Below are 20,488 nucleotides of genomic sequence, written 5' to 3'. Positions count from 1 at the left end.
GGAGAAATCAATCATGAACAGTTTGTGAATTTTTAAATCTCCCGGTATTGCAGCTGATATTGTCTTGGCGTTATTTTCATGATACTTTTAAATTGTATCAGGAAATTTGCCAGGCTATTATAGCCGCTTTCGTAGGCAATTTCAGTAATGCTCCGGTTTGAGCTTATCAGGATTTTACAGGCATATCCAATCCGGACTTCGTTCAAAAAACCGGAAAAACGTTTACCTGTTTTGGATTTGAAATACCTGCAAAAAGCAGTTTCACTTAAATTAGTCAATGCAGCTACCTCCTGCAAAGTAATTTTACCGGACAGATTATTGATCACATGCAGGAAAACCATGTTAATCCGGTCGGATTCCACATCAGAGTACCGATTGACAAAACCTGCACTGGCCAACGGAAGAATTTCCCGGCATTTGGACAGTCTATCCAGAATAGATAACAAAGTAATAATTCTGCTCATACCATCCTGCTCATTGAGAGATAAAAGCATTTCAGCTACTTCATCCCGTGTTTTTCCGGTTACTTTTATTCCTTGTTTTGACTTTTTCAAAAAGATATCGATCGCAGAACATTCAGGAAGATTGTAAAAAGCATCGCCAATAAAGGCTTTTGGAAAATGAACGGTAAGAATCTCTGCTTCATGATCCGGATCTGTGATACTTATCTGATCATTTCGCCAGCAATGCGGTATATCAGATCCAACAAAAATCAAATCACCAGACTCAAAAGATTCCACGGAATCGCCTACAAACCGAAATCCTGAACTCTTCAAAACCAGTGAAATTTCCATTTCAGGATGATAATGAAATGGATTTAAAAAATGGTGACGTTTATTGTTCACAACATTGATGCTGTTGGATGGCGGCGTCAGTATTTTATGGAACTTTGGTTGCATGTGTTTGTTGTAATTCTGTCAAAGGAAAAGGATTCTAAACAAATTTATCCCAAATCCTGCAAAAAAACATTCATATTTATCTAAATTATAGTCTAAAAATACCAATTCTGCTAAGATTTTTAACAAACTGGTTAACATCCCTTACTTTAAGTTTGATGGTAGTCGCTAGTTTTGCTTTTATTTGTAAACCTACCTTTATACCTATGCGTCATATTGTTATTCCAGCTCTGACATTACTAATTTCAGTGCTCACACTAACCTCATTTACAAACAATTCCCAAACTGGCTCCTGGGATGTACTTTTTGACGGAAAGTCTGTTGAAAAACTTAGAGGTTATCAAAGAAAAGATTTCCCGCTCGAATGCTGGTCAATTGAAAATGGACTGCTGAAAACGATTCCCGGAGTGAAAAATACAGATATACTGACCAAACAGCAATACCAGAATTTCGAACTGCAATTTGACTGGAAAACTTCCGTAGGCGGCAATGGCGGTGTTTTCTATAATGTGATGGAAGATGCAAAACACGAAGCCGGAAATGGAAACAGCCCGAACTGGTTAACAAATTTTGAAATGCAGCTACTGGACGATATAGGTTTTAATGACAAAGAACCGAAGCGTTCTGCCGGATCTTTGTACGATTTGATCGCACCAAAAAATAAGGTTCTCAAACCCGTTGGTACATTCAATACCTCCCGATTAATTGTAAAAAACAAACATGTTGAGCACTGGCTGAACGGACGCAAAGTAGTGGAATACACCATTGATAGCCCCGAGTTGAATGCATTGATACAAGGCAGTAAATACAAGGATATTATCGGCTTTGCCCAGTATTCGGAAGGCCATATTATGTTTCAGCACCACGGGCAGGAAATGTGGTATAAAAATATAAAAATCCGACGTTTGTAAACATTATTACTATTCCTAATCCTACCTTTGATTTTAAGATTTCCAAATTAATTTTATCATTCATGAAACGGTTATTTTTTTTATTATTGCTGACACAATTATTCAATTCGGCGACCTCTTCTGCACAGGACATGACTTCAAAACTCGGCTATACAGGATGGAACCATATGGCACTTCAGGTAAAGGATATTGAGGCCAGTAAAACATTTTACAGGGAAATTATCGGGATGAAACCTGTCCAGGTGCCTGACAATTTAAAGGCAATCCGTGGCTGGTTTGATGCCGGAAACGGGCAAATGATTCATTTACTCGCAGGACGCACAACACCGGTAGTTAATGATAAAGACGGCGGGCATATGGCTCTATTTGTTGCTTCAATCGATCAGTCAGAAAAGTTTTTGACTGAAAAAAATATAAAATTCCACAAACAGGTCAGGTTTGACGGCGTTACCCAAATCTATTTTGCCGATCCGGACGGTTATTTAATCGAGTTGAATCAGAAGTAAAATATTCTATACAAAAAAAGAGTAAGGAGCTATCTATAAGTGGCTCCTTTCTCTTTTTTGTCCAAAAACAAATCTTAAAATCAATACAAAGGCCGCTATCAGGCCTTATTCAAAACATTGAATTTAAAGCACTGGATAAAAATTTCTAAGATTTACAGAAAACAGTTCAGATTACCTCAATGGTAATCAAATTCTGCTTTGTGTTTTTTGATAAAAGTTTCCCAGCTTACAGGATTACTTCCCGTAATCTGTTGAAAATTATCAAATGTTTCATCTGCACCAGGAATTGTTCCGGCGGCATAACGTTTGTAATGATCGTATACACAATGCATGTAGGCCATATCCGCCCCGGCTTCCTGCATGGATTTCAAAAAAACCTCAGGTGATTGCGGCTGGTATTGAAAAGGCTTTTTAATCATTTTTGTCAACATTTCAGCAATGTCATCATACGATTTGGCATCATACCCCATCCGGTAGGTTTTTCCGGCATGAAGCTCCGGATGCAATAAAGACAGAGCCGCAACCTGCGCTACATCATCTGCATCTACCCAGCTCTTTGTCGCGTTTTCAACATACTGATTAAAAATACCATCTCTTACAACCCGCTTTCCACCGTAGCTCAACAGGTTCTGCATAAAGGTTTCAGGCCTTAAATGTGTAAAGGAAAAACCAGCTGATTCAATATATTTTTCGACCAGCTGGTGCCAGGCCCAATGCGCGACAGTTGTATTATCAGGCCCGCAGGCACCAAGATGGACTACATGTTTTACGCCGGCTATTTTCGCGCTATCCAAAAAAACTTTGCTTTGGCGAAGCATATCAACGGTATAACCCGTTACAATTAAAACACGGTCAATATTTTTTAGTGCTTCCGCGTGCGTGAGCTCGTCGTCAAAATCTAAAAGAACCGTTGTTATACCTTTCTTTTTAAACTGACGGGACTTTTCCTGTGAACGTACAGCTGCTATAATTTCAACTTCATTGTTATTTTTGAGAAACCCTATCGTTTTGTTTCCAACCTGGCCGGTAGCACCGGTAATTAATATTCTGGGGAGTTTGTTATCTGGCATTTCTTTTATAAAATGAAACCGCAAAGTTACGCTTATTGTCGGCCTGATCTAAATCGTAACAATTAATCCTGCTACAAAATAGCCTGGCGAAAACATTTCACTGTAAATCAATTACTTACATTTTATTAAATTCAACTAAAAAAATAAACATCAAAAAATAGCTCTTATCACCGGTGCTAACCGGGGAACTTGGCGAAAATGAGGCACCCATGACCATTATCGATGGAGCAAAAACGAGTGTTGATCTTGCATTGCTCGATGTAGATGGTCCTACCGGAAAATTTATTCACCCTGGAGAGGAACTACCCTGGTAAATGCAAAAAGCCCATTTTAATACCAATAAGTACATGTTAATCTTTTTTAGTAATTGAAATTTGCCAAAATTATCATTTTGTTAAATGCTTACTTTTACTGCGGACAATAAATATCTTTGCGGCTCAGAGAAATGGATTTAGACATGAGACAAGAAAAAATATTTACGCTGGAAACCGGGCGCTGCCTGAAAGTAATAACAGAGGGATTATTAGCAGAAGATTTTTCAAAGATAACGATAACAGTAAATGTACTGATTAAAGACCCCAAAGAAGAAGACTTTCATTTGCCGATTGTAGAAACGCATCCCAAGTTCTGGAAACTCAAAAAACTGGACGCAGAACAAGCCAGGTCACTTCAGACGAAATATAGTGGGGTTTCGGAAAAACAGTTAAGAAAGGCTGTTAAAGAATTTGAGCAAATGCTTAGTCCTGCCGTATTACACTAATGGGAAAGAGCGGTCGAAAAATTTCAACCGCTCTTTTCCATTTCTATAAAAACTGGTTTATTCTAAATCAATTATTTTTCAATCCCCATAAAGAAACCGATCTGCCGCTAACCTTAAACGTTGCCGAACCATCTTCACCGATAACGATCTCATCGCTCACATTTCCCAGGTAATCCACGAATTTTTTACCGGCATGTTTTGCGCCAACGGACATTGTTTTAGTACCCTCTTCGCCATTTGAAATAATGACTGCGCAGCCAGAACCTTTATGCTCATCATCTCCTTCTCTGGTCCAGCCGATGCAATTCGGATGATTGAAATACTCGTTTTGCTGGCTGTAAGACAAATGTTTCCTGACATATAGAAATACTTCCAGCTTGTCTATTTTTTCAAGCGTGATCTCATGTTCTTCGCCATCATTCCCGGTATCCTTGTATTTTGTTCCGTACAAATCCGTGTAAAAAATACAAGGATAGCCATCTTTTCTAAACAAGATCAAAGCGTATGCCAAAGGACGAAACCAGGCCTCAACGGTTTGTTCTAATGATTGCAGCGGCTGTGTATCATGATTTCCCACAAGAGTAACAGCCAGTTGCGGATATGACTGAACCAACGTATCATCGAAAATCGTGCATAGATTGAAGTCACTATTTTCTTTTGAAGCCTTGTAGAAATTACCTTGAAGTGGTGCATCAAAAAGAGACATTCTTTGATTTGTTGCTTCAATGTAGGTCAATATCGACTGCAAATCGTATGGCACCCAGTATTCTCCTACTGTGTAAAATTCCTTTTGATATTTACCTCTTAAATGATCCAGCCATTCATTGTAAAATTCGGGATCCATATGCCTGATGGCATCCAGACGAAAGCCATCCACTCCCACCGTTTCGTAAAACCATTCCCCCCAACGTTTCAGCTCTTCCTTTACAAACGGATTCCTGAAGTCAATATCAGAAAGCATAAGATAATCATAGTTTCCATTTTCAGATCCAGAACATCCTGCCAACCATCTCCATATTGATTCTGAATACTGTAAATAGCAGTTTCTTCATTTTTAGCATCAAAATCTACTCCTGAAAAACACTGATAATCCCAGATAAAAGAGGAATACTTTCCTTGTCTGCCCGGAAAAGTGAATTTTGTATAAGCCTCAATTTCCATAGGCTCATTGATGAATTCATTACGGTTTTCGGGTGTAACTTTTTTAACTGTCACCAACTCCTTTTCATCGGCACCACCCATATGGTTTAAAACGACGTCGGTGTATACCTGAAGACTGGCCTCTTTTCCGGCAGTTATGGCATCGATCAATTCCTGTTTTGTACCGTACTTGGTTCGCACTGAGCCTTTTTGATCAAATTCCCCCAAATCATATAAATCGTAAGAATCATAACCTGGCGATTTACTGCCCTCCATTCCCTTGTGTGCGGGCGGAAGCCAAACCGAATCAATACCAATGGATTTAAGTCGTTCTGCTTCGTTTTTGAAGCGATTCCACAAACTTCCGTCGGCGGGATAATACCATTCAAAAAATTGCAGCATTGTAAAATTTTCCATGATGAAGTATATAATTTCCATTTGACCGGATTGGCAATTTTTGCTTCCGGTTTACCAATTATAATCGCTTGACACAATTACTATGCCCCCGCCGATTTCAACTTCCTCATATTTATTATATCCTGAGAGCTAATACATTTTCATAAATTCTGATTTTTAACTATAAAGAATTACATTGCCGGATTTTAATTTGCAGTGCAAATATTTTATGCCGTTGATGGCTTACATATTTACCGATTCAAACAAAAATAAAAAAGTTAACTAAAACGATCCAAAAGAAATTTCGAATCGTATATAAACGCGCGAAGACGTATCACATTGACCGTCATAGTTTTAATCCTCCAACTTAAAAAGCAAATGAACCAATACTCTACACATCCGGTATATTATCGAAAAACCGGCTTTCCGTTTTTCGTTTCTGCTTTCTGTTTGCACGAACTTGATTCCATGCCATAATTGTCGAAATATATGTCATGTCAAAAGCCGGTAACAAAACCCGAACCTGTTTTCTCCGGTCGTTCACTACAGAAATTATGTGATTTTTACTTTTTTTAATAAAGGTGAAATTTATGTATTTCACCACCACCCAACTACAACACACCCAGCCTACACACCGTGAAACCACAAGATACAGCCCTTTCAAAAATTCCGGATTGCGGACCCGTCTGCCAAACCGGCCATATCCATCACCCGCCTTCCCAAGCGGGACTGGGTGAACAGATTTCCACATTTTTTATTGGCATTTTGGATACCAGTAACTGGCCAGCCAGATGGCATTGTGGAACATGGTCTGATTTTCACGGCTGGCTTTATATCATTTCCGATCTTTTGATCTGGGCCGCCTATTTTCTCATCCCTATATTTTTATTTCGTCTGGTCATACTTCGGAAAGATTTCCCTTTCCCGAAAGTAGTATGGCTTTTTGGTGCATTTATTGTTTTGTGCGGCACTACTCACTTTGTTGATGCCATTATTTTCTGGTGGCCAGTCTATCGCCTGAGCGCTTTTATCAGGCTGCTTACTGCCTTAGTATCCATGACAACCGTTTATGTACTTTACAGGATTTTGCCAAACGTCTTACTCCTCAGGTCCGTGAAGGAGTTGGAACATGAAATCAACGAACGCCGCCTGGTAGAAGAAAAACTAGCCGCCAGCGAATTTTTACTATCCGAAGCCGGACATGTCGGACGTGTTGGCGGATGGGAACTTGATGTGCTGACTAAAAAATTCAACTGGTCCAAAACGGCTTACGAGATTTACGGGCGGGAAGAAGATTATTTTATCGGGCCGGAAGAATCAATATCTTTTTTTATAAAACCGCATCAGGAAATTTTAAAGCAAACACTTGAAAATGCTTATAAACAAGGGATTGGATGGGACCTGGAATTACAGTTAATCACGCCCGAACAAAGCAAAAAGTGGGTTCGGTATTATGCAAAACCTTTATTTGACCAAAGCGGTAACCTGGTCAAGATGCGTGGTGTCATAATGGATATTGATAAATATAAAACAAATGAAGTGGCGCTAAGCAAGTCGGTTGACTTAATGGCTCAGCAAAACAGTCAGCTTAAAAGTTTCACTCATATTTTGTCACATAATTTGAGGAACCATTCCAGTAATATTTCGATGCTGTCGGATATCGTTGATGAAACCACGCTCGACAATAATAATACTGAAATCTTTCAGAAGATTAAACATGTTTCCGAAAATCTGAATGAAACATTAAACGATCTGTCGACCGTCATCAAGATCAGGGATAGTTATTTACCCAGTCAGAAATTAGATTTTAAAACGACTACTGAAAAGGTATTAAGTGTTTTGGACACAGGGCTTATCCAAAGTCACGCCATTGTAGATATGGATTTTGAAGTCGATACTGTGTTGTTTCCGGGAATTTATCTTGAAAGTATTATCATGAATCTGGTTTCCAACGGGATAAAGTATAAAAAGGAAGACGAGGACTTACACATTGAATTGAAAACGTATCTGGACAAAAATCAGATCACAATTCTTGAATATACTGACAATGGTGTTGGTATCGACCTTGAATTACACGGTGAGAAAGTTTTTGGACTCTATAAAACATTTCACAACCATAAAGATGCAAACGGCGTTGGATTATTCCTGATTAAAAATCAGATCGAGTCTCAGGGTGGAAAAATCACAGTAGAGAGTAAACCGGATAAAGGAACCAAATTTAAAATAACGTTTTATGAAAAAAATTAACCTTTTATGTGTTATTGACGATGATCAAATTTATACATTTCTTATTAAGAGAATAATCGAACATGCGGATGTTGCAGAAAAGACTATTTTCTTTAAAAACGGCCTGGAGGCCCTGGAATTTTTTATCGAAAACAAAATGCATCCGGAAAAACTTCCGGAATTAATATTGCTCGATATCAATATGCCAATTCTTGACGGATGGCAGTTTCTGGATGGCTATTCCAAACTGGCTCCTATTATAGAAAAAGACATAACTCTTTATATGACTAGCTCTTCGGAAGACCAGGATGATTACGACCGTGCCATGTCTATTGGCCCGGTAAAGAATTTTATACGAAAACCTATTGATATCGATGTACTGAAACAACTGGTTGAGCAGATGTAAATTTTATTACACTGTTTTCAGACCTTCGATAATCCAAGCGCATCTTTAAAAGCCGCAACAATTTGTTCACTGGATTGCGTCAGCAAGCTATCATTCACCATTAGTTTTACTATCCCATCCGGTTTTGCAACCGGCAAGGCAATGCTATATTTTTGCCATAAAATTTCGCTGAGTTTTTTAGAATTTACAGTCGCTGCAAGTTTTAATATAGAAATATTTGTACCACCTTCTATGCCTGTAATTTTTATTTCAGGCAGTTCGTTCAGCTTTTTGAACAGCTGCTCTGACTGAGCTGCAAAATTTTTAAAACGATCTTCAATACCTGTAAGATGATGTAATGCCATCGCCGCATTTGCCCAATTTGAAAAAACCACACCGCCATGCACTTTTACCAAATGTTCCATTTTATCAATGACGTCTTTGGGGCCACACAAAACTGCGCCTCCGGACGCCCCAAGATATTTGTATAACGAAATATAAACCGTATCAAAAAAGGAAGCGTACTCCGAAACTGAAATTCCGGAAAAAGCCGATGCCAGATAGATACGTGCTCCGTCCAGGTGAAGTTTATACCCTTTCGCCCGGCAAAACGCACTGATTTTTTTAATCTCTGCAAGAGGAACAAATTGTCCGTCATTTCTCCTCACAGGATTTTCGATTGATATCGCCCCTATCCCACTCTTAAAAGCCTCTCCCTGTGTATGTTCTTCTATTGATTTCTGTAATTCTTCCAGCGTAAAATAGGCTTTACCGGCAGCAAGCGGAATCAGGCGTTTGTTGAAAACCGACTGCGCAGAATCTGCTTCATCGCGATAAACATGACTGGTTTCCTGGACAAATGCTTTTGTGTTTTCACCAGATAAAACAGCAATAGCCAGTTGATTGGCAAGAGTTCCGGTAGGCATATAAATGGCCGATTCCTTTCCGGTTATTTCGCAAAACTTTTTTAAAAGCTGTTCAACACTGCCGCCTTTTCCGTAAAAATCTTTTACAACCGGTTTGTCCTTGTTGATCTGCTGCAATTTCTCTAAAAATTCCTCAGGAGAATACATAGGACCGTCACCCATGAAATACAGGCCCTCTTTTTTCGGAGCCTCTGATTTCCCCTCTGTCGAAAAACCTCTTAACGGAGAAAGTGCCGGTGCTACCGACAACCCTGAAATACGTAAAAAATCTCTTCTGTTAAACATATTTTAAAAACTTAAATGAGTTGGTTTATCAGTTTTTTAATAAGAATAAAAATTACCAAACTAAATTTAGCAGGGTTCCTTTCCCACTGCCGAGAATATTTTCCCCAGCTAAATAAAACAAGGTTACAAAAATCATTCGTTGTTATAGCTACTCAAACTATTCTCATATTTCGGTTAGCAACAAGACAACAAAATAAGATATTACAATCCGATCGCATTCTCGAAACAAAACTGATTAATTACAAGTCATAATCCAAATTTATTGTATTAGGAAAGCTCGCCGGGCCAAGTGAAACGGTATGGTTATTTTATTGATATATTTTTTAGACTAAAACACTTCATTAGTCTAAAAAATTAAATTATCTAATTTCATAACCAATAAAACGACATGAAAAAGCTACTTTTTACAATATGCCTGGCAACGATCAGCACGTTCACTTTCGCACAAACTTTCAGTATCGGTCCGAAAGCAGGTGTTAATGTCAGCAATTACACAAGTGGAAATATTGATTCTGATCCACTGGTAGGTTATCACATTGGCGGTCTCCTTAATTTTGGCTTTGGTAAGAATTTCTCAATTCAGCCTGAAGTTCTATTTTCGACACAAGGTGCCAAAGTTCAGCGTCCGGCAGGTCAGCAGGATTACAAAATAAGCTACCTTACAATTCCTGTCATGTTCAAATTGAAAACGAATGGTGGATTTTTCGTTGAAGCTGGCCCGCAGGTTGGATTCAGAACTTCCCAAAATCTTCCAGACCAAACAATCAGTCATTTCTCCAAAAATCTTGATTTGTCAGTAGGTGCAGGAATTGGATATCAGACAAAAATTGGTCTGGGAATTGGTGCCCGTTATATTGCAGGACTTTCAAAAGTTGGTGATTTCACAGGACAAAATATCAGCCCTGATTTTAAGAACAGCGTTATTCAGGCCAGTATTTTCTGGGCTATTCCTTTGATCAATAACGACTAGTTAAATAACTTACAAGAAGAGGGGAAAGAAATCAATCTTTTCCCTTTTCTTGTATAAAGACTACAAGGTTTTTCAATTATTTGAAAAAATTAAAAACGAAAGATTAACTTCGTCTTTTACAATTTTAATACTTTCTTGCCAAAACTTATGATAACTCATTCTGTTTTTTTCAAACTCAAACATCCAAAAGGTTCAGTAGAAGAAAAGACATTTTTGAATGCAGCAATTGAATTGTCTTCCATTCCCGGTGTTAATAATTTTCAATGTGTCAGGGAAGTCAGCAAGTCGAATAAATTTGATTACGGACTGACTATGGAATTTGAGGATCAGAAAAAATATGATGACTATTCTGCTCATCCCGATCATGTAAAATTTGTTGAACAGCTATGGGTGAAAAACGTGGAAGACTTTCTTGAAATCGATTACGTACAATACGTCAAATAGCTTTAAATTTTAGAAAACATAAAGCCATTAACTGCACTTGTACGGTTGATGGCTTTTATAATAGATCTTTCTAAGAAAAGTTAAATTCCCCCGCTCCTCATATTCCCTTTTGAAAATCCTTTCTATATTGCAGCGGACTTATTCTTATCAATCTTTTGAAAAGTTTGTAAAAGTGAGACACATCTCCAAATCCACTTTCCATAGCAATTTCTGCTACCGGTTTTTCTGTTGATAAGAGTTGCTGCATGGCAAAGTTTATTCGGTAATCGATTACCGTTTCCATAAATGTTTTGTTGGTGGCTTTTTTGAAATACTTACAAAATGCATTCGGCGACATATTCACTTCAGCGGCTACTTCATTTAAAATAATCCCGCTCCGAAAATTATCGACAATGTAACCAAGCGCAGAATTCATTCTTTCCTTGTTGATATGAGGAAGCTGCGCAACTGTTCCTCCATGATCCAGCAACTGATATTCGGAAGATCCGGCCAGGTCTTCCATAACATCGAGCAGTCGGAGCATTTTCCGGAAAGGATTTTCCTCGACTGATAACAGTTCCATTTTTGGTACCGCATTTTCTGCTATTTTGCCCGTAAACCGAATACCGGAAGCACTGCGTTTGAGAATATTCTGAATACCGGAAAGCTCAGGTTTGTCAAAAAAGTCCTTGCCCAGAAAATCATTTATAAAATGTACAACAACTGATTTCACACCATCTTCTTTCTCACTTTTCCAGCAATGAGGCAAATCCGGACCAATTAGTACCAAATCATTCTCATCAAAATCTGCCATATTATTTCCAACATAACGCTTTCCTCTTCCTTTTAAAATCAGTGTAAGTTCATATTCCGGATGAAAATGAAATGGAACTGTAAATTTTTCCAGATCAAATGATCTGACGATGAAAGAACTTTCCGGACCCGGCTGTAAATTTTCGAATAAAGGTTTCATATCGACTTTATTAATCAATTATTAAATCGAAAATATAAAAATAGATAAAATACACCATAAAATGGCCATTATCCGCCTAACTTAAAATCAGGAAAGACCCGAAATTTGAGGATGATTATTCCTAAACCTTAAATTTTTATGACTACTTTGACCGCTCCCGATCTAACCGGTTACAAAACAGTCCTCGAAAGTGAAATTAAAAGTTTTAAAGAAAATGGGCATGTGATGATTCCCGGAGTTCTTGATTCAAATGAAGTTTCCTATTACAGGGACGCGATCAACAAAGCAGCCATAACTTACAACACAGAAAAGCGTAAACTGGAAGACAGGGACACTTACGGAAAAGCTTTTCTGCAAATTACCAATTTATGGGAAGTTGATGAAAATGTAAAAAACTTCTCACTTGCGAAACGTTTTGGCAAAATCGCCGCCGACTTGCTCGGCGTCGAAAATGTCAGAATTTATCACGATCAGGCTCTGTATAAAGAACCCGGCGGAGGTTTTACGCCATGGCACCAGGACCAGTACTACTGGCCGGTTGACACGGACAAAACCATTACGATGTGGATGCCTTTGATTGATATCGACTCAGAAATGGGCATGCTCACTTTTGCTTCCGGCTCACATCAAAGCGGGTTTATTGAAAACGTACCGATTTCTGATGAGTCGGAAATTATGCTGCAAAAATTTGTTAACGAAAAAGGCTATAAAATAGCCAGGGCGGAAACCATGAATGCAGGTGATGCTACCTGGCATTACGGCTGGACGCTGCATTCTGCCCCGGGAAACAAATCAACAGATGTAGTCCGGGAAGTGATGACAATCATTTTTGTGGCAGATGGTGCAAAAATAACTGAGCCTCAAAACAAACATCAGGAAGCGGATCGTCAGCGCTGGATGGCTGGCTCACCGGCAGGCGAATTGTTTGCTTCTATACTGAATCCGGTAATTCTATAAGAAATTTTGCCAGCCCGTTTACATTCTTGAAATTTGGAGGTATCCCGTAAATGGGATACCTTTTTTGTGCTTCTTCTATGGCTGATTGTCTAGGTTTTATGTCTTATCCCGATTTTGACTCTCCTACTGTTTTTGCAAAATTACCGGATCATAAGAAAGATGGCAGTTTCTCTCTTGCACCGCAAATAAAAGACTATAAAACCAGGCAGCTTTATTTACCCGGAACCGCTGGTCAAAAAGCTGAGCATTTGAAAAATTCCCCTCAGGCGTTTACACACTTTGTTCTCATCAGCACAGCACTGGAAATCCACAAGCAGCTCAATTGATTACAGATAATTTCTGTATAAAAATAAATTGAGTTTCAACTAAACAACAATTGTTATAACCTATCAAAGAAAACAGAACAATTTATAATTAGTCTTAATAGATTTGATACATCGCTTTACAACGGTACATTTTTTTCTACTCAGACTCATTTATATGAAATTGTTAATACTCATCTTTTTAGCCTGTTTTTTTGCAGGTATTACCGCCTCTTTTGCCCAAAATACCGGTACCATTTCCGGACAGATTACCTCTGTTGACAAACTTCCTCTGTAATCTGTGTCGGTATCACTAATTGAATTAAACAGAGGAACATTAACCGATAGTCAGGGGAATTATCAGATCCCTAACCTTGTACCTGGCAAATATACCATACGGATACAAATGCTCGGGGCAGCGGAAAAAGATCTGCCTGTTGAAGTAACTGAGGGCCAGACTTCTGTAATAAGTTATCAATTAAAAGAAGAAAACATCCATGCTTTACAGGAGGTGACCGTGATGGGTTCAACCAATAAATTTTCTAAAAAGGAAAGTATTTATGTAGCCCGTTTGCCATTGAAAAATCTCGAAAATCCGCAGGTTTACACCACTGTGCCAAAGGAATTGATTCAGGAGCAAATGGCTATTGATCTTGGAAGTATTTCTAAAAACGTTCCTGGGGCAGGCATTCCTATGCTGGCAAATCAAGGCAGGGTTACTTTCCGCCAGAGAGGATTTGAAACAGAGCCAAATGCCAGAAATGGTGTTGCAGGAGCCGCTTTCTCATCCATCGATCCGGCGAACATTGAGCGTGTGGAAGCGATCAAAGGTCCTTCTGCCGCTTTATTCGGAACCAATGTTTCAAGCAGTTACGGCGGACTTTATAACCGTGTTACCAAAAAACCTTTTAACGGATTTGGCGGTGAAGTTTCCTTTACCGGAGGAAGCTGGAATCTTAACCGTTTGACGCTTGATGTGAATACGCCGGTGAATGCTGATAAAACGATTTTATTCCGGCTTAACGGCGCCACCACTTTCGAAAAAAGCTTTCAGGATCAGGGATTTACCAGAAGTTTAAGTATTGCGCCAAGTATTTCCTATCAAATTACAGACAGACTTTCGCTGTGGCTGGATGTTGAGTTCGGTCAGGCAAAAGGCACTTCCGTGGTGCGTTTCAACCCATTTACCGGCAGCAACAAAACACAATCGATTAAGGATATGAAATTTCCTTACAAACGCCTTTTCGGAGCAAACGATCTTACTTACGACACACAGATGCTGAACATTTTCGCTCAGCTTAATTACAAAATATCCGAACAATGGACTTCACAGACAGTCATTTCCCGGTCGCGTTCGTCTATTAACGGATATATTTCCGCTTTAACCGGGCGTACGGATTCGACATTACGTGCTTCGGTAACAAGAGGATATACCGCATTTATCGCCACGGATATTCAGCAAAATTTCATAGGAGATTTCAAGATCGGAAATTTCAGAAATCGTCTTGTGGTTGGATTAGATTATTATAATAATTCCAATTCCTTTGACCGGATAGCAATAAACGGCCCGACGATTAACTTTATAAATCCGGCTGCAAACTCAAAAATTAATGCACAGGTAATTGATGCGCTGGCTTCAACAGGAACAGTTCGTGCGGAAAACAATGGAGATAATAGTTACGCGGTTTATGCCTCAGATGTGTTTAATGTCAACGAACGTCTGATGGCGATGTTGAGTTTGAGAGTTGACCGTTACAAAAGCCAGGGCGTTTACAACATCGCAACGGCTGTGACTACCGGAGCATATAACCAGACTGCACTTTCGCCAAAACTGGGTCTGGTTTATCAACTTTTAAAAGACCGGGTTTCGGTGTTCGGGAGCTACATGAACGGATTTTTCAACAAGGCCGGATCGGATGCGGCAGGAAATGCATTTAAACCGGAACAGGCAAATCAGCTTGAATACGGGATCAAAGGAGATATCTGGAATCACAAACTGGTGGGAACGGTTAGTTATTACGACATCCGTGTAAAAGATATAATCCGCACTGACCCTAACGACGTCAATTACTCGATTCAGAATGGCACGCAACAAAGCAAAGGTGTGGAGTTTGAACTGACTGCAAATCCGGTTAAAGGATTAAATATTGTGGCCGGATATGCTTATAACGACAGTAAATATACCAAAGCAGATGAAACGCTTCAAGGACTTCGGCCGGCTTTGTCGGGGCCGGCACGAACGCTGAATTTCTGGGTTAGTTACCGGCTTTCACAGGGAAAATATAAAAGGTTTGGGACTTGGATTCGGAGGAAATTCCGGCAGCGATTCTTACCAGACGAATACGGTAAAATCCAAAATTATAATTCCTGCCTATACTTTGCTTGACGCCAGTATTTTCTATGATCAAACGCGCTACCGTATCGGTTTTAAAGTAGATAACCTGACAAGCGAACAAACCTGGTCTGTACGTTTAACACCACAAGCTCCTGCCCGCTTTATGGGAAATCTTGTTTTGAAGTTTTAATTTAACTTTCTGAATACCAGTGCTTATGAACTGCATTGGTATTCAGAAAGTATTACTCTACAAGCAGGCAATAGTTGCACCGGTAACGAAAGCCACTGAATGCCACACCTTTATAATTTCCGGATTTTGGTTCAGTCCAGTCGTGCCTGTTAATATAAAGCCCTTTCATTGTCTGCATAAAAACCCCTTTCTCCTTTTTCGTTTACCGAAAGACTTTTCTCCCAGTTTTCAGGATTAAAAACACGAAGTTTTGTCGTGCTGTCCACCTGAACATTTTCTTTGAAAGCCTTCACCAAAACCAGTTTTTCTTTTTTGGAAGTGACAATATCCAGAAACCGGTAAAGTATGAATGCTTTCGCTTTACTTTCAACGTTATAACCCGCACAGGGAAAATCAACCGGACGAACATTTTTGCCTTTTATTGCAGACCGATCCACGACCGGCAATGTTTCATTTATAGCGAAAATTCAATAAGATCCAATTTCCGAAGGCGTAAACGTAGCTTGCCAACAGTCGGTCTGAGCTTTAAGCTGCAAATCGAAACGTTTGCCTTTTTCATTCATTACAAACACTTTAAAATCGCCACTCAAAGATTACTCCGCTCCTTTTCCGCGGTGGGATACTCCAAATTCATCAATTTCTCCATAACAAATCTGGATCCTGACCAGCGCATTTATCTTTCCCGATCCTTTGATATCAAACCAATAGCCGTGTGCGTGGCAGGCAAATGAAAGGCAAACCAGCAAAAAGATCTTTATTATTTTCATTTGTAACTATTTAATCCAAAAAGTGAATTCACTCTTATTCACAAGCTCCGCAAAAGTATTTTATATTCATTCCATAAAAATAAGAAACCTGAAAAATTTGAATGTATTGGTATAAGTTATACCTTATATTTGTGCAAATGAAAAGCAAAATCTTTCCCAAAACAGCACTGCTAGATAGGTACTGGATCAGATTGACGGGGCATCCTTCCGAGTTCCCGCTTAATGCGCGCATTTTCCATTCTGCTTGTCTGATTTCAATTGGAGCACTGATTTATAATGTGCCCTTCAACTTTTTTGTTGGCTTGCCGGATGTAGCCATGGCTTGTGTTCTGGTATTGATCTTATGCTTTGGTTTATATTATGCTTCCCGATTTTTGCACAAGGTCAAAACAAGCATATTCATTTCCAATTTCCTGGGACTTGGACTTTTCATATTTACCTATTTTGTAAATAGCGGATTGTCCGGCCCTTCTGACCAGTTTTTCTTGCTTTTTCTCCTTTTGAGTATTTCAATAAGTCCGGTGGAACAATATAAGATCTGGGTTCCTGTAAATATCGGCATTGTACTGACTCTGCATTTTACCGAATATTATTATCCAAAGTTATTTCCTGACCCTTATTCAAGCCGGCTTGAACATTTTATTGATCAGACTTCCTCTTACATTGAAGTTGCGCTGTTGATTTTCTTCTGTACTTCATACATCCGAAAGAGTTATGAGCGCGAGAAATTATCTGCACTGATAAAGACCAAATCGATTGAAAAAAAGAATTTGCGTATCGTAAAACAAAATCAGGAACTGGAAAGTCTGAGTGCCGAGAAAAGCAAACTGATGTCCATCATCGCCCACGATTTACGATCTCCTTTGTCCAGCATTCAGAGTTACCTCGAATTGCTCTCCTCCTATGGCCTCGATGAAACAGAGAAAATTGACATAGAAAAAGATCTCCTGCACGCAACAAAAGATACGCTTGCACTGCTTACCAAACTTTTGGCCTGGTCCAAATCCCAGCTTCACGGTATTTCTGCCTATCTGGAACATTTAAATGTTAATGATCTTTTGGCAGATACACTGGACTTTGAAAAAACCGTTGCCTCTTCAAAAGATATTTTGCTGGATTATTCCTTCGATCCCGACCTGACCATTTATGCAGACAAAGATATGATGCAGCTTATTATCAGGAATTTCATTGGCAATGCTATTAAATTTACCCATAAAGGCGGTGTTATATCGGTGAGTGCCAAAACCGAGCCTGGCAGCTGTATTATTTCAATAAAAGACACAGGGATCGGAATTCCCGAAGAAAGACAGCAGGATCTTTTTTCTTTGAAAGCGGAATCGACTTTTGGTACAAAAGGTGAAAAAGGTGTCGGCTTGGGCCTTTTGCTTTGTATAGAATACATCAAAGCCCAGAATGGAGAAATATGGTTTGAAAGTACACCTGACCAAGGTTCTTGTTTTTATATATCGGTCCCAAGAAATGCCGCAATTTCCAACCATCCGTTTGAATTGAATTAATTGGTTTGGAGCAATTAATTGGTAATTATTTAGCTTGATTTGTCTTGCTCAATTTAGAATCCGGCGATTTAACAACAATTATCGTAATAACAGCTGAAAGCAGCAAAGCAACTGACATTAGAATATAAGACGCTTCGAACCCACCTGTTTTACCATTCAAATACCCTACCAGATAAGCCCCCGCAAAAGATCCCAACGCGCCGATACTATTAATAAGTCCCAAGGCTCCACCCGCCACATTTTTAGGTAGAATTTCTGTAATAACCGCAAAAAATGGCCCGTACGGTGCATAAAGTGCTCCACCGGCAATTACCAAAAGCGTAAATGATATCCAGAAATGATGTGTACCGATAAGAAACGAACAAAAGAACGCAACCGAAGCGGCTAATAAAAATGGCCAGATAAATATTTTCCGGTTCAGTGTTTTATCTGAAAAATACGAAGTTGCCAGCATACCCATGATTGCAAGCAGATAAGGAACTGAAGATAACCAGCCCGTTTTCACAATATCCATATCAGGCGCGGCTTTGATGATCGACGGAAGCCACATCACAAATCCGTAAACACCCAGGCTCCATAATAAATACTGAAAACACAAAAGGATCACGGCCCTGGATTTAAACGCTTCTGCATAATTTTTGACAGGTTTAATGCCAATCTGTTCCTCACTCAGCTCCTTTTCTACCTGCTGTTTTTCTTCCTCACTCAGCCAATTTGCATCTTTTGGCTTTTCATCGATCATTTTCCACCAGATAAATGCCCATATTATCCCCGGGATGCCCTGAATAATAAACATCCAGCGCCAGCCCATCGAGTCAATCAGATAACCGGAAAGTACCGACATCCACAGAACAGTTACCGGATTCCCTAAAATCAGAAAGGTATTTGCTCTTGAACGCTCTTTTTTGGTAAACCATTGGCTAAGTAAAATCAGCATTGAAGGCATCACCGCGCTTTCTACTACGCCCAGCATAAACCGGATCGTAATCAAAGAACCCACATTACTAACCATTCCGGTGGCCGCCGCCAAAGCTCCCCAGAGAATCAGGGAAATAAAAATCAGTTTTTTAGCACTTTTACTGGCAGCATAGTGCGCCCCGGGAATTTGAAAAAAGAAGTAACCAAGAAAAAATAATGATCCAAGAAGAGAAGAAGTAGCCTTATCGATATTAAGATCATCTGCCATACCACCCGCAACCGCAAAACCAAAATTGGCGCGGTCCAGATAAGCCAGACTATATGTTATAAATACTATGGGAATAATTCGGAACCATCGCTTTGGAGCCAGTGGCTGCTTCATACTTTTGGGTTTAGCTTTTTTGTATAAAGGCGACCAAAGTAAAACACTACCTGTATTAGCAGCCCGATTTTTTATCTGGCATGATTATATATATAACTTACGAAATCAAATTTAATAAATTTTCGTTCCTCATGACACGTGTCACACCTTTTTATACCCGGTTAGCTCAAATACTGATCAGTATCATCTGCCTCTTTTATATCGCTATTATAGGGCGTACGCTGTTGGCACCACTGATTTTTGCTTTATTATTTTCTTTGCTGCTTCTTCCATTTACCGTGTTTCTGGAAAATAAGCTGCGTTTGCCAAGATGGGCTTCGTCTCTTATCGCATTGTTGTCTTTGATTTTGGCGATTGTCAGTATTATGACCATTCTTGGATCGCAACTTACAGCACTTGCCCAGGATTGGCCGGCCTTCAAGCAGCAAGTACTAACGGGTACAGAGGATTTACAAAAATGGATTTCTATGAGATTCCATGTGGATAGCGATCAGCAAATGAGCTATATCAATGACTCTACTGAAAAAGCTTTGAACACTGGTACAACTTTGCTGGGTCATACTTTGCTTTCAGTCTCCTCGGTCCTGCTATTTTTACTATTTACATTTCTGTATACTTTTTTTATTCTGCTGCACAGACGTCTGCTGCTTCGTTTCATTGTTTCATTATTTAGTGAAGAACAAAGTATAGTGGTTTACGACGTAGTTAATCAGATTCAGTACATTGTCAAAAAATACATAGCCGGCTTATTTCTTCAAATGATCATTGTGACGGGGCTTTCTGTTGCAGCATTCACGATCCTGGGAATAAAATACGGCTTTTTATTGGGACTGATCACCGGCATTTTCAACCTCATTCCTTACATAGGGATTCTAACGGCACTTTTACTTGCCATTTTAATCACATTTGCCACATCAACTTCCAGTCATATTTTGTTTGTAATGGCTGCTATTCTGGTGATACATCTTATCGACAGCAATTACATAATGCCTAAAATTGTTGGCTCAAAAGTAAAAATCAATACACTGATTGCGCTTATCGGGCTTGTCCTGGGGGAAATGATATGGGGAATCACGGGAATGTTTTTGTCCATTCCTGTTATAGCGATTATCAAAGTAATTTTTGACAGGGTTGATGGCCTGAAACCCTGGGGAATGGTTTTGGGTGATGACGATAGTCATCCCGATTCAAAACCTGCCATTCAGGAGTTTGAGGAAGATGAAAAAAATAAGGCTAATCCGGTATCAAACTAG

At 39.3% G+C, this 20,488-nt stretch carries 22 protein-coding genes; 13 read left to right on the top strand and 9 right to left on the bottom strand.

The genetic code is table 11. The annotated features are described in order from the left end of the window. Positions 1-32: 32 nt before the first annotated feature. Positions 33-899, bottom strand: coding sequence for an AraC family transcriptional regulator (locus FDK13_RS24110; RefSeq protein ID WP_137342569.1), 867 nt, complete (start codon positions 897-899; stop codon positions 33-35). Between the two features lie 203 nt (positions 900-1,102). Here FDK13_RS24110 and FDK13_RS24105 point away from each other — a divergent pair, with 203 nt between their 5' ends. Beyond that, positions 1,103-1,807: a 3-keto-disaccharide hydrolase gene (locus FDK13_RS24105; protein WP_137342568.1), complete on the top strand. Its 705-nt coding sequence runs from the start codon at positions 1,103-1,105 to the stop codon at positions 1,805-1,807. A 62-nt stretch (positions 1,808-1,869) separates the two neighbouring features. After that, complete coding sequence (locus tag FDK13_RS24100; RefSeq protein WP_137342567.1) at positions 1,870-2,313, top strand: VOC family protein; 444 nt, start codon at positions 1,870-1,872, stop codon at positions 2,311-2,313. A gap of 176 nt (positions 2,314-2,489) precedes the next feature. On the opposite strand, the gene FDK13_RS24095 is transcribed toward FDK13_RS24100, so the two are convergent. Continuing rightward, positions 2,490-3,383, bottom strand: a complete 894-nt coding sequence (locus FDK13_RS24095; RefSeq protein ID WP_137342566.1) for an SDR family oxidoreductase — start codon at positions 3,381-3,383, stop codon at positions 2,490-2,492. A 457-nt stretch (positions 3,384-3,840) separates the two neighbouring features. Between FDK13_RS24095 and FDK13_RS24085 the strand changes: the two genes are divergently transcribed. Further along, positions 3,841-4,143 (top strand): hypothetical protein, encoded by a 303-nt coding sequence (locus FDK13_RS24085; protein WP_137342565.1) that lies wholly within the window; start codon positions 3,841-3,843, stop codon positions 4,141-4,143. Positions 4,144-4,210: 67 nt separating this feature from the next. On the opposite strand, the gene FDK13_RS24080 is transcribed toward FDK13_RS24085, so the two are convergent. Continuing rightward, positions 4,211-5,149, bottom strand: coding sequence for an alpha-amylase (locus FDK13_RS24080; RefSeq protein ID WP_445438714.1), 939 nt, complete (start codon positions 5,147-5,149; stop codon positions 4,211-4,213). Further along, positions 5,068-5,700: an alpha-amylase family glycosyl hydrolase gene (locus FDK13_RS36440; protein ID WP_262711826.1), complete on the bottom strand. Its 633-nt coding sequence runs from the start codon at positions 5,698-5,700 to the stop codon at positions 5,068-5,070. Before FDK13_RS36440 ends, FDK13_RS24080 begins: the two co-directional genes overlap by 82 nt. A gap of 615 nt (positions 5,701-6,315) precedes the next feature. Between FDK13_RS36440 and FDK13_RS24075 the strand changes: the two genes are divergently transcribed. Both FDK13_RS24075 and FDK13_RS24070 read left to right on the top strand, forming a co-directional pair. Then, positions 6,316-7,926 (top strand): sensor histidine kinase, encoded by a 1,611-nt coding sequence (locus tag FDK13_RS24075; protein WP_137342564.1) that lies wholly within the window; start codon positions 6,316-6,318, stop codon positions 7,924-7,926. Beyond that, positions 7,913-8,311: a response regulator gene (locus tag FDK13_RS24070; protein WP_137342563.1), complete on the top strand. Its 399-nt coding sequence runs from the start codon at positions 7,913-7,915 to the stop codon at positions 8,309-8,311. Before FDK13_RS24075 ends, FDK13_RS24070 begins: the two co-directional genes overlap by 14 nt. 17 nt (positions 8,312-8,328) lie before the next feature. Here FDK13_RS24070 and FDK13_RS24065 read toward each other — a convergent pair whose 3' ends face one another. Then, on the bottom strand, positions 8,329-9,501 hold the full coding sequence (locus tag FDK13_RS24065; protein WP_137342562.1) for a threonine aldolase family protein: 1,173 nt from the start codon (positions 9,499-9,501) through the stop codon (positions 8,329-8,331). 388 nt (positions 9,502-9,889) lie between these two features. On the opposite strand from FDK13_RS24065, the gene FDK13_RS24060 reads away from it, so the two are divergent. Together FDK13_RS24060 and FDK13_RS24055 are read left to right on the top strand one after the other, a co-directional pair. Next, on the top strand, positions 9,890-10,471 hold the full coding sequence (locus tag FDK13_RS24060; RefSeq protein ID WP_137342561.1) for a porin family protein: 582 nt from the start codon (positions 9,890-9,892) through the stop codon (positions 10,469-10,471). Between the two features lie 147 nt (positions 10,472-10,618). Beyond that, positions 10,619-10,915 (top strand): Dabb family protein, encoded by a 297-nt coding sequence (locus tag FDK13_RS24055; RefSeq protein WP_137342560.1) that lies wholly within the window; start codon positions 10,619-10,621, stop codon positions 10,913-10,915. Between the two features lie 97 nt (positions 10,916-11,012). Here the strand turns inward: FDK13_RS24055 and FDK13_RS24050 are convergent, their stop codons facing one another. Then, positions 11,013-11,867, bottom strand: coding sequence for an AraC family transcriptional regulator (locus FDK13_RS24050; RefSeq protein WP_137342559.1), 855 nt, complete (start codon positions 11,865-11,867; stop codon positions 11,013-11,015). 138 nt (positions 11,868-12,005) lie between these two features. Here FDK13_RS24050 and FDK13_RS24045 point away from each other — a divergent pair, with 138 nt between their 5' ends. From FDK13_RS24045 to FDK13_RS35880, 4 genes are all read left to right on the top strand, one after another. Continuing rightward, on the top strand, positions 12,006-12,824 hold the full coding sequence (locus tag FDK13_RS24045; RefSeq protein WP_137342558.1) for a phytanoyl-CoA dioxygenase family protein: 819 nt from the start codon (positions 12,006-12,008) through the stop codon (positions 12,822-12,824). A 77-nt stretch (positions 12,825-12,901) separates the two neighbouring features. Further along, positions 12,902-13,150 (top strand): hypothetical protein, encoded by a 249-nt coding sequence (locus FDK13_RS24040; protein WP_170982903.1) that lies wholly within the window; start codon positions 12,902-12,904, stop codon positions 13,148-13,150. Between the two features lie 277 nt (positions 13,151-13,427). Further along, positions 13,428-15,512, top strand: a complete 2,085-nt coding sequence (locus tag FDK13_RS24035) for a TonB-dependent receptor domain-containing protein (RefSeq protein ID WP_220417414.1) — start codon at positions 13,428-13,430, stop codon at positions 15,510-15,512. Beyond that, positions 15,505-15,651 carry a hypothetical protein gene (locus FDK13_RS35880; RefSeq protein WP_220417413.1) on the top strand — a complete coding sequence of 49 codons (147 nt, stop codon included), beginning with the start codon at positions 15,505-15,507 and terminating at the stop codon, positions 15,649-15,651. The genes FDK13_RS24035 and FDK13_RS35880 overlap by 8 nt, the downstream gene beginning before the upstream one ends. A gap of 149 nt (positions 15,652-15,800) precedes the next feature. Here FDK13_RS35880 and FDK13_RS24030 read toward each other — a convergent pair whose 3' ends face one another. Both FDK13_RS24030 and FDK13_RS35545 read right to left on the bottom strand, forming a co-directional pair. After that, positions 15,801-16,088: a hypothetical protein gene (locus tag FDK13_RS24030; protein ID WP_137342556.1), complete on the bottom strand. Its 288-nt coding sequence runs from the start codon at positions 16,086-16,088 to the stop codon at positions 15,801-15,803. A gap of 156 nt (positions 16,089-16,244) precedes the next feature. After that, complete coding sequence (locus tag FDK13_RS35545) at positions 16,245-16,418, bottom strand: hypothetical protein (protein ID WP_170982902.1); 174 nt, start codon at positions 16,416-16,418, stop codon at positions 16,245-16,247. Between the two features lie 137 nt (positions 16,419-16,555). Here FDK13_RS35545 and FDK13_RS24025 point away from each other — a divergent pair, with 137 nt between their 5' ends. Beyond that, positions 16,556-17,935 (top strand): sensor histidine kinase, encoded by a 1,380-nt coding sequence (locus FDK13_RS24025; RefSeq protein WP_137342555.1) that lies wholly within the window; start codon positions 16,556-16,558, stop codon positions 17,933-17,935. A 25-nt stretch (positions 17,936-17,960) separates the two neighbouring features. On the opposite strand, the gene FDK13_RS24020 is transcribed toward FDK13_RS24025, so the two are convergent. Next, a complete protein-coding gene (locus FDK13_RS24020) occupies positions 17,961-19,235 on the bottom strand; it encodes an MFS transporter (protein ID WP_137342554.1) in 1,275 nt (424 codons plus the stop codon). 131 nt (positions 19,236-19,366) lie between these two features. Here FDK13_RS24020 and FDK13_RS24015 point away from each other — a divergent pair, with 131 nt between their 5' ends. Then, a complete protein-coding gene (locus FDK13_RS24015) occupies positions 19,367-20,488 on the top strand; it encodes an AI-2E family transporter (RefSeq protein ID WP_137342553.1) in 1,122 nt (373 codons plus the stop codon).

It is taken from the genome of Dyadobacter frigoris, from assembly GCF_005280585.1.
Lineage (GTDB): Bacteria > Bacteroidota > Bacteroidia > Cytophagales > Spirosomataceae > Dyadobacter > Dyadobacter frigoris.
The sequence above is the reverse complement of the archived record's forward strand: the minus strand, read 5'-3'. Positions and strand labels throughout refer to the sequence as shown.

What these genes read in the sequence shown, in the direction of transcription:
- FDK13_RS24110 (WP_137342569.1), bottom strand. Translation starts at nt 899, where the DNA reads ATGCAACCAAAGTTCCATAAAATACTGACGCCGCCATCCAACAGCATC.
- FDK13_RS24105 (WP_137342568.1), top strand. Translation starts at nt 1,103, where the DNA reads ATGCGTCATATTGTTATTCCAGCTCTGACATTACTAATTTCAGTGCTC.
- FDK13_RS24100 (WP_137342567.1), top strand. Translation starts at nt 1,870, where the DNA reads ATGAAACGGTTATTTTTTTTATTATTGCTGACACAATTATTCAATTCG.
- FDK13_RS24095 (WP_137342566.1), bottom strand. Translation starts at nt 3,383, where the DNA reads ATGCCAGATAACAAACTCCCCAGAATATTAATTACCGGTGCTACCGGC.
- FDK13_RS24085 (WP_137342565.1), top strand. Translation starts at nt 3,841, where the DNA reads ATGAGACAAGAAAAAATATTTACGCTGGAAACCGGGCGCTGCCTGAAA.
- FDK13_RS36440 (WP_262711826.1), bottom strand. Translation starts at nt 5,700, where the DNA reads ATGGAAAATTTTACAATGCTGCAATTTTTTGAATGGTATTATCCCGCC.
- FDK13_RS24070 (WP_137342563.1), top strand. Translation starts at nt 7,913, where the DNA reads ATGAAAAAAATTAACCTTTTATGTGTTATTGACGATGATCAAATTTAT.
- FDK13_RS24065 (WP_137342562.1), bottom strand. Translation starts at nt 9,501, where the DNA reads ATGTTTAACAGAAGAGATTTTTTACGTATTTCAGGGTTGTCGGTAGCA.
- FDK13_RS24060 (WP_137342561.1), top strand. Translation starts at nt 9,890, where the DNA reads ATGAAAAAGCTACTTTTTACAATATGCCTGGCAACGATCAGCACGTTC.
- FDK13_RS24055 (WP_137342560.1), top strand. Translation starts at nt 10,619, where the DNA reads ATGATAACTCATTCTGTTTTTTTCAAACTCAAACATCCAAAAGGTTCA.
- FDK13_RS24050 (WP_137342559.1), bottom strand. Translation starts at nt 11,867, where the DNA reads ATGAAACCTTTATTCGAAAATTTACAGCCGGGTCCGGAAAGTTCTTTC.
- FDK13_RS24045 (WP_137342558.1), top strand. Translation starts at nt 12,006, where the DNA reads ATGACTACTTTGACCGCTCCCGATCTAACCGGTTACAAAACAGTCCTC.
- FDK13_RS24040 (WP_170982903.1), top strand. Translation starts at nt 12,902, where the DNA reads ATGGCTGATTGTCTAGGTTTTATGTCTTATCCCGATTTTGACTCTCCT.
- FDK13_RS35545 (WP_170982902.1), bottom strand. Translation starts at nt 16,418, where the DNA reads ATGAAAATAATAAAGATCTTTTTGCTGGTTTGCCTTTCATTTGCCTGC.
- FDK13_RS24025 (WP_137342555.1), top strand. Translation starts at nt 16,556, where the DNA reads ATGAAAAGCAAAATCTTTCCCAAAACAGCACTGCTAGATAGGTACTGG.
- FDK13_RS24020 (WP_137342554.1), bottom strand. Translation starts at nt 19,235, where the DNA reads ATGAAGCAGCCACTGGCTCCAAAGCGATGGTTCCGAATTATTCCCATA.
- FDK13_RS24015 (WP_137342553.1), top strand. Translation starts at nt 19,367, where the DNA reads ATGACACGTGTCACACCTTTTTATACCCGGTTAGCTCAAATACTGATC.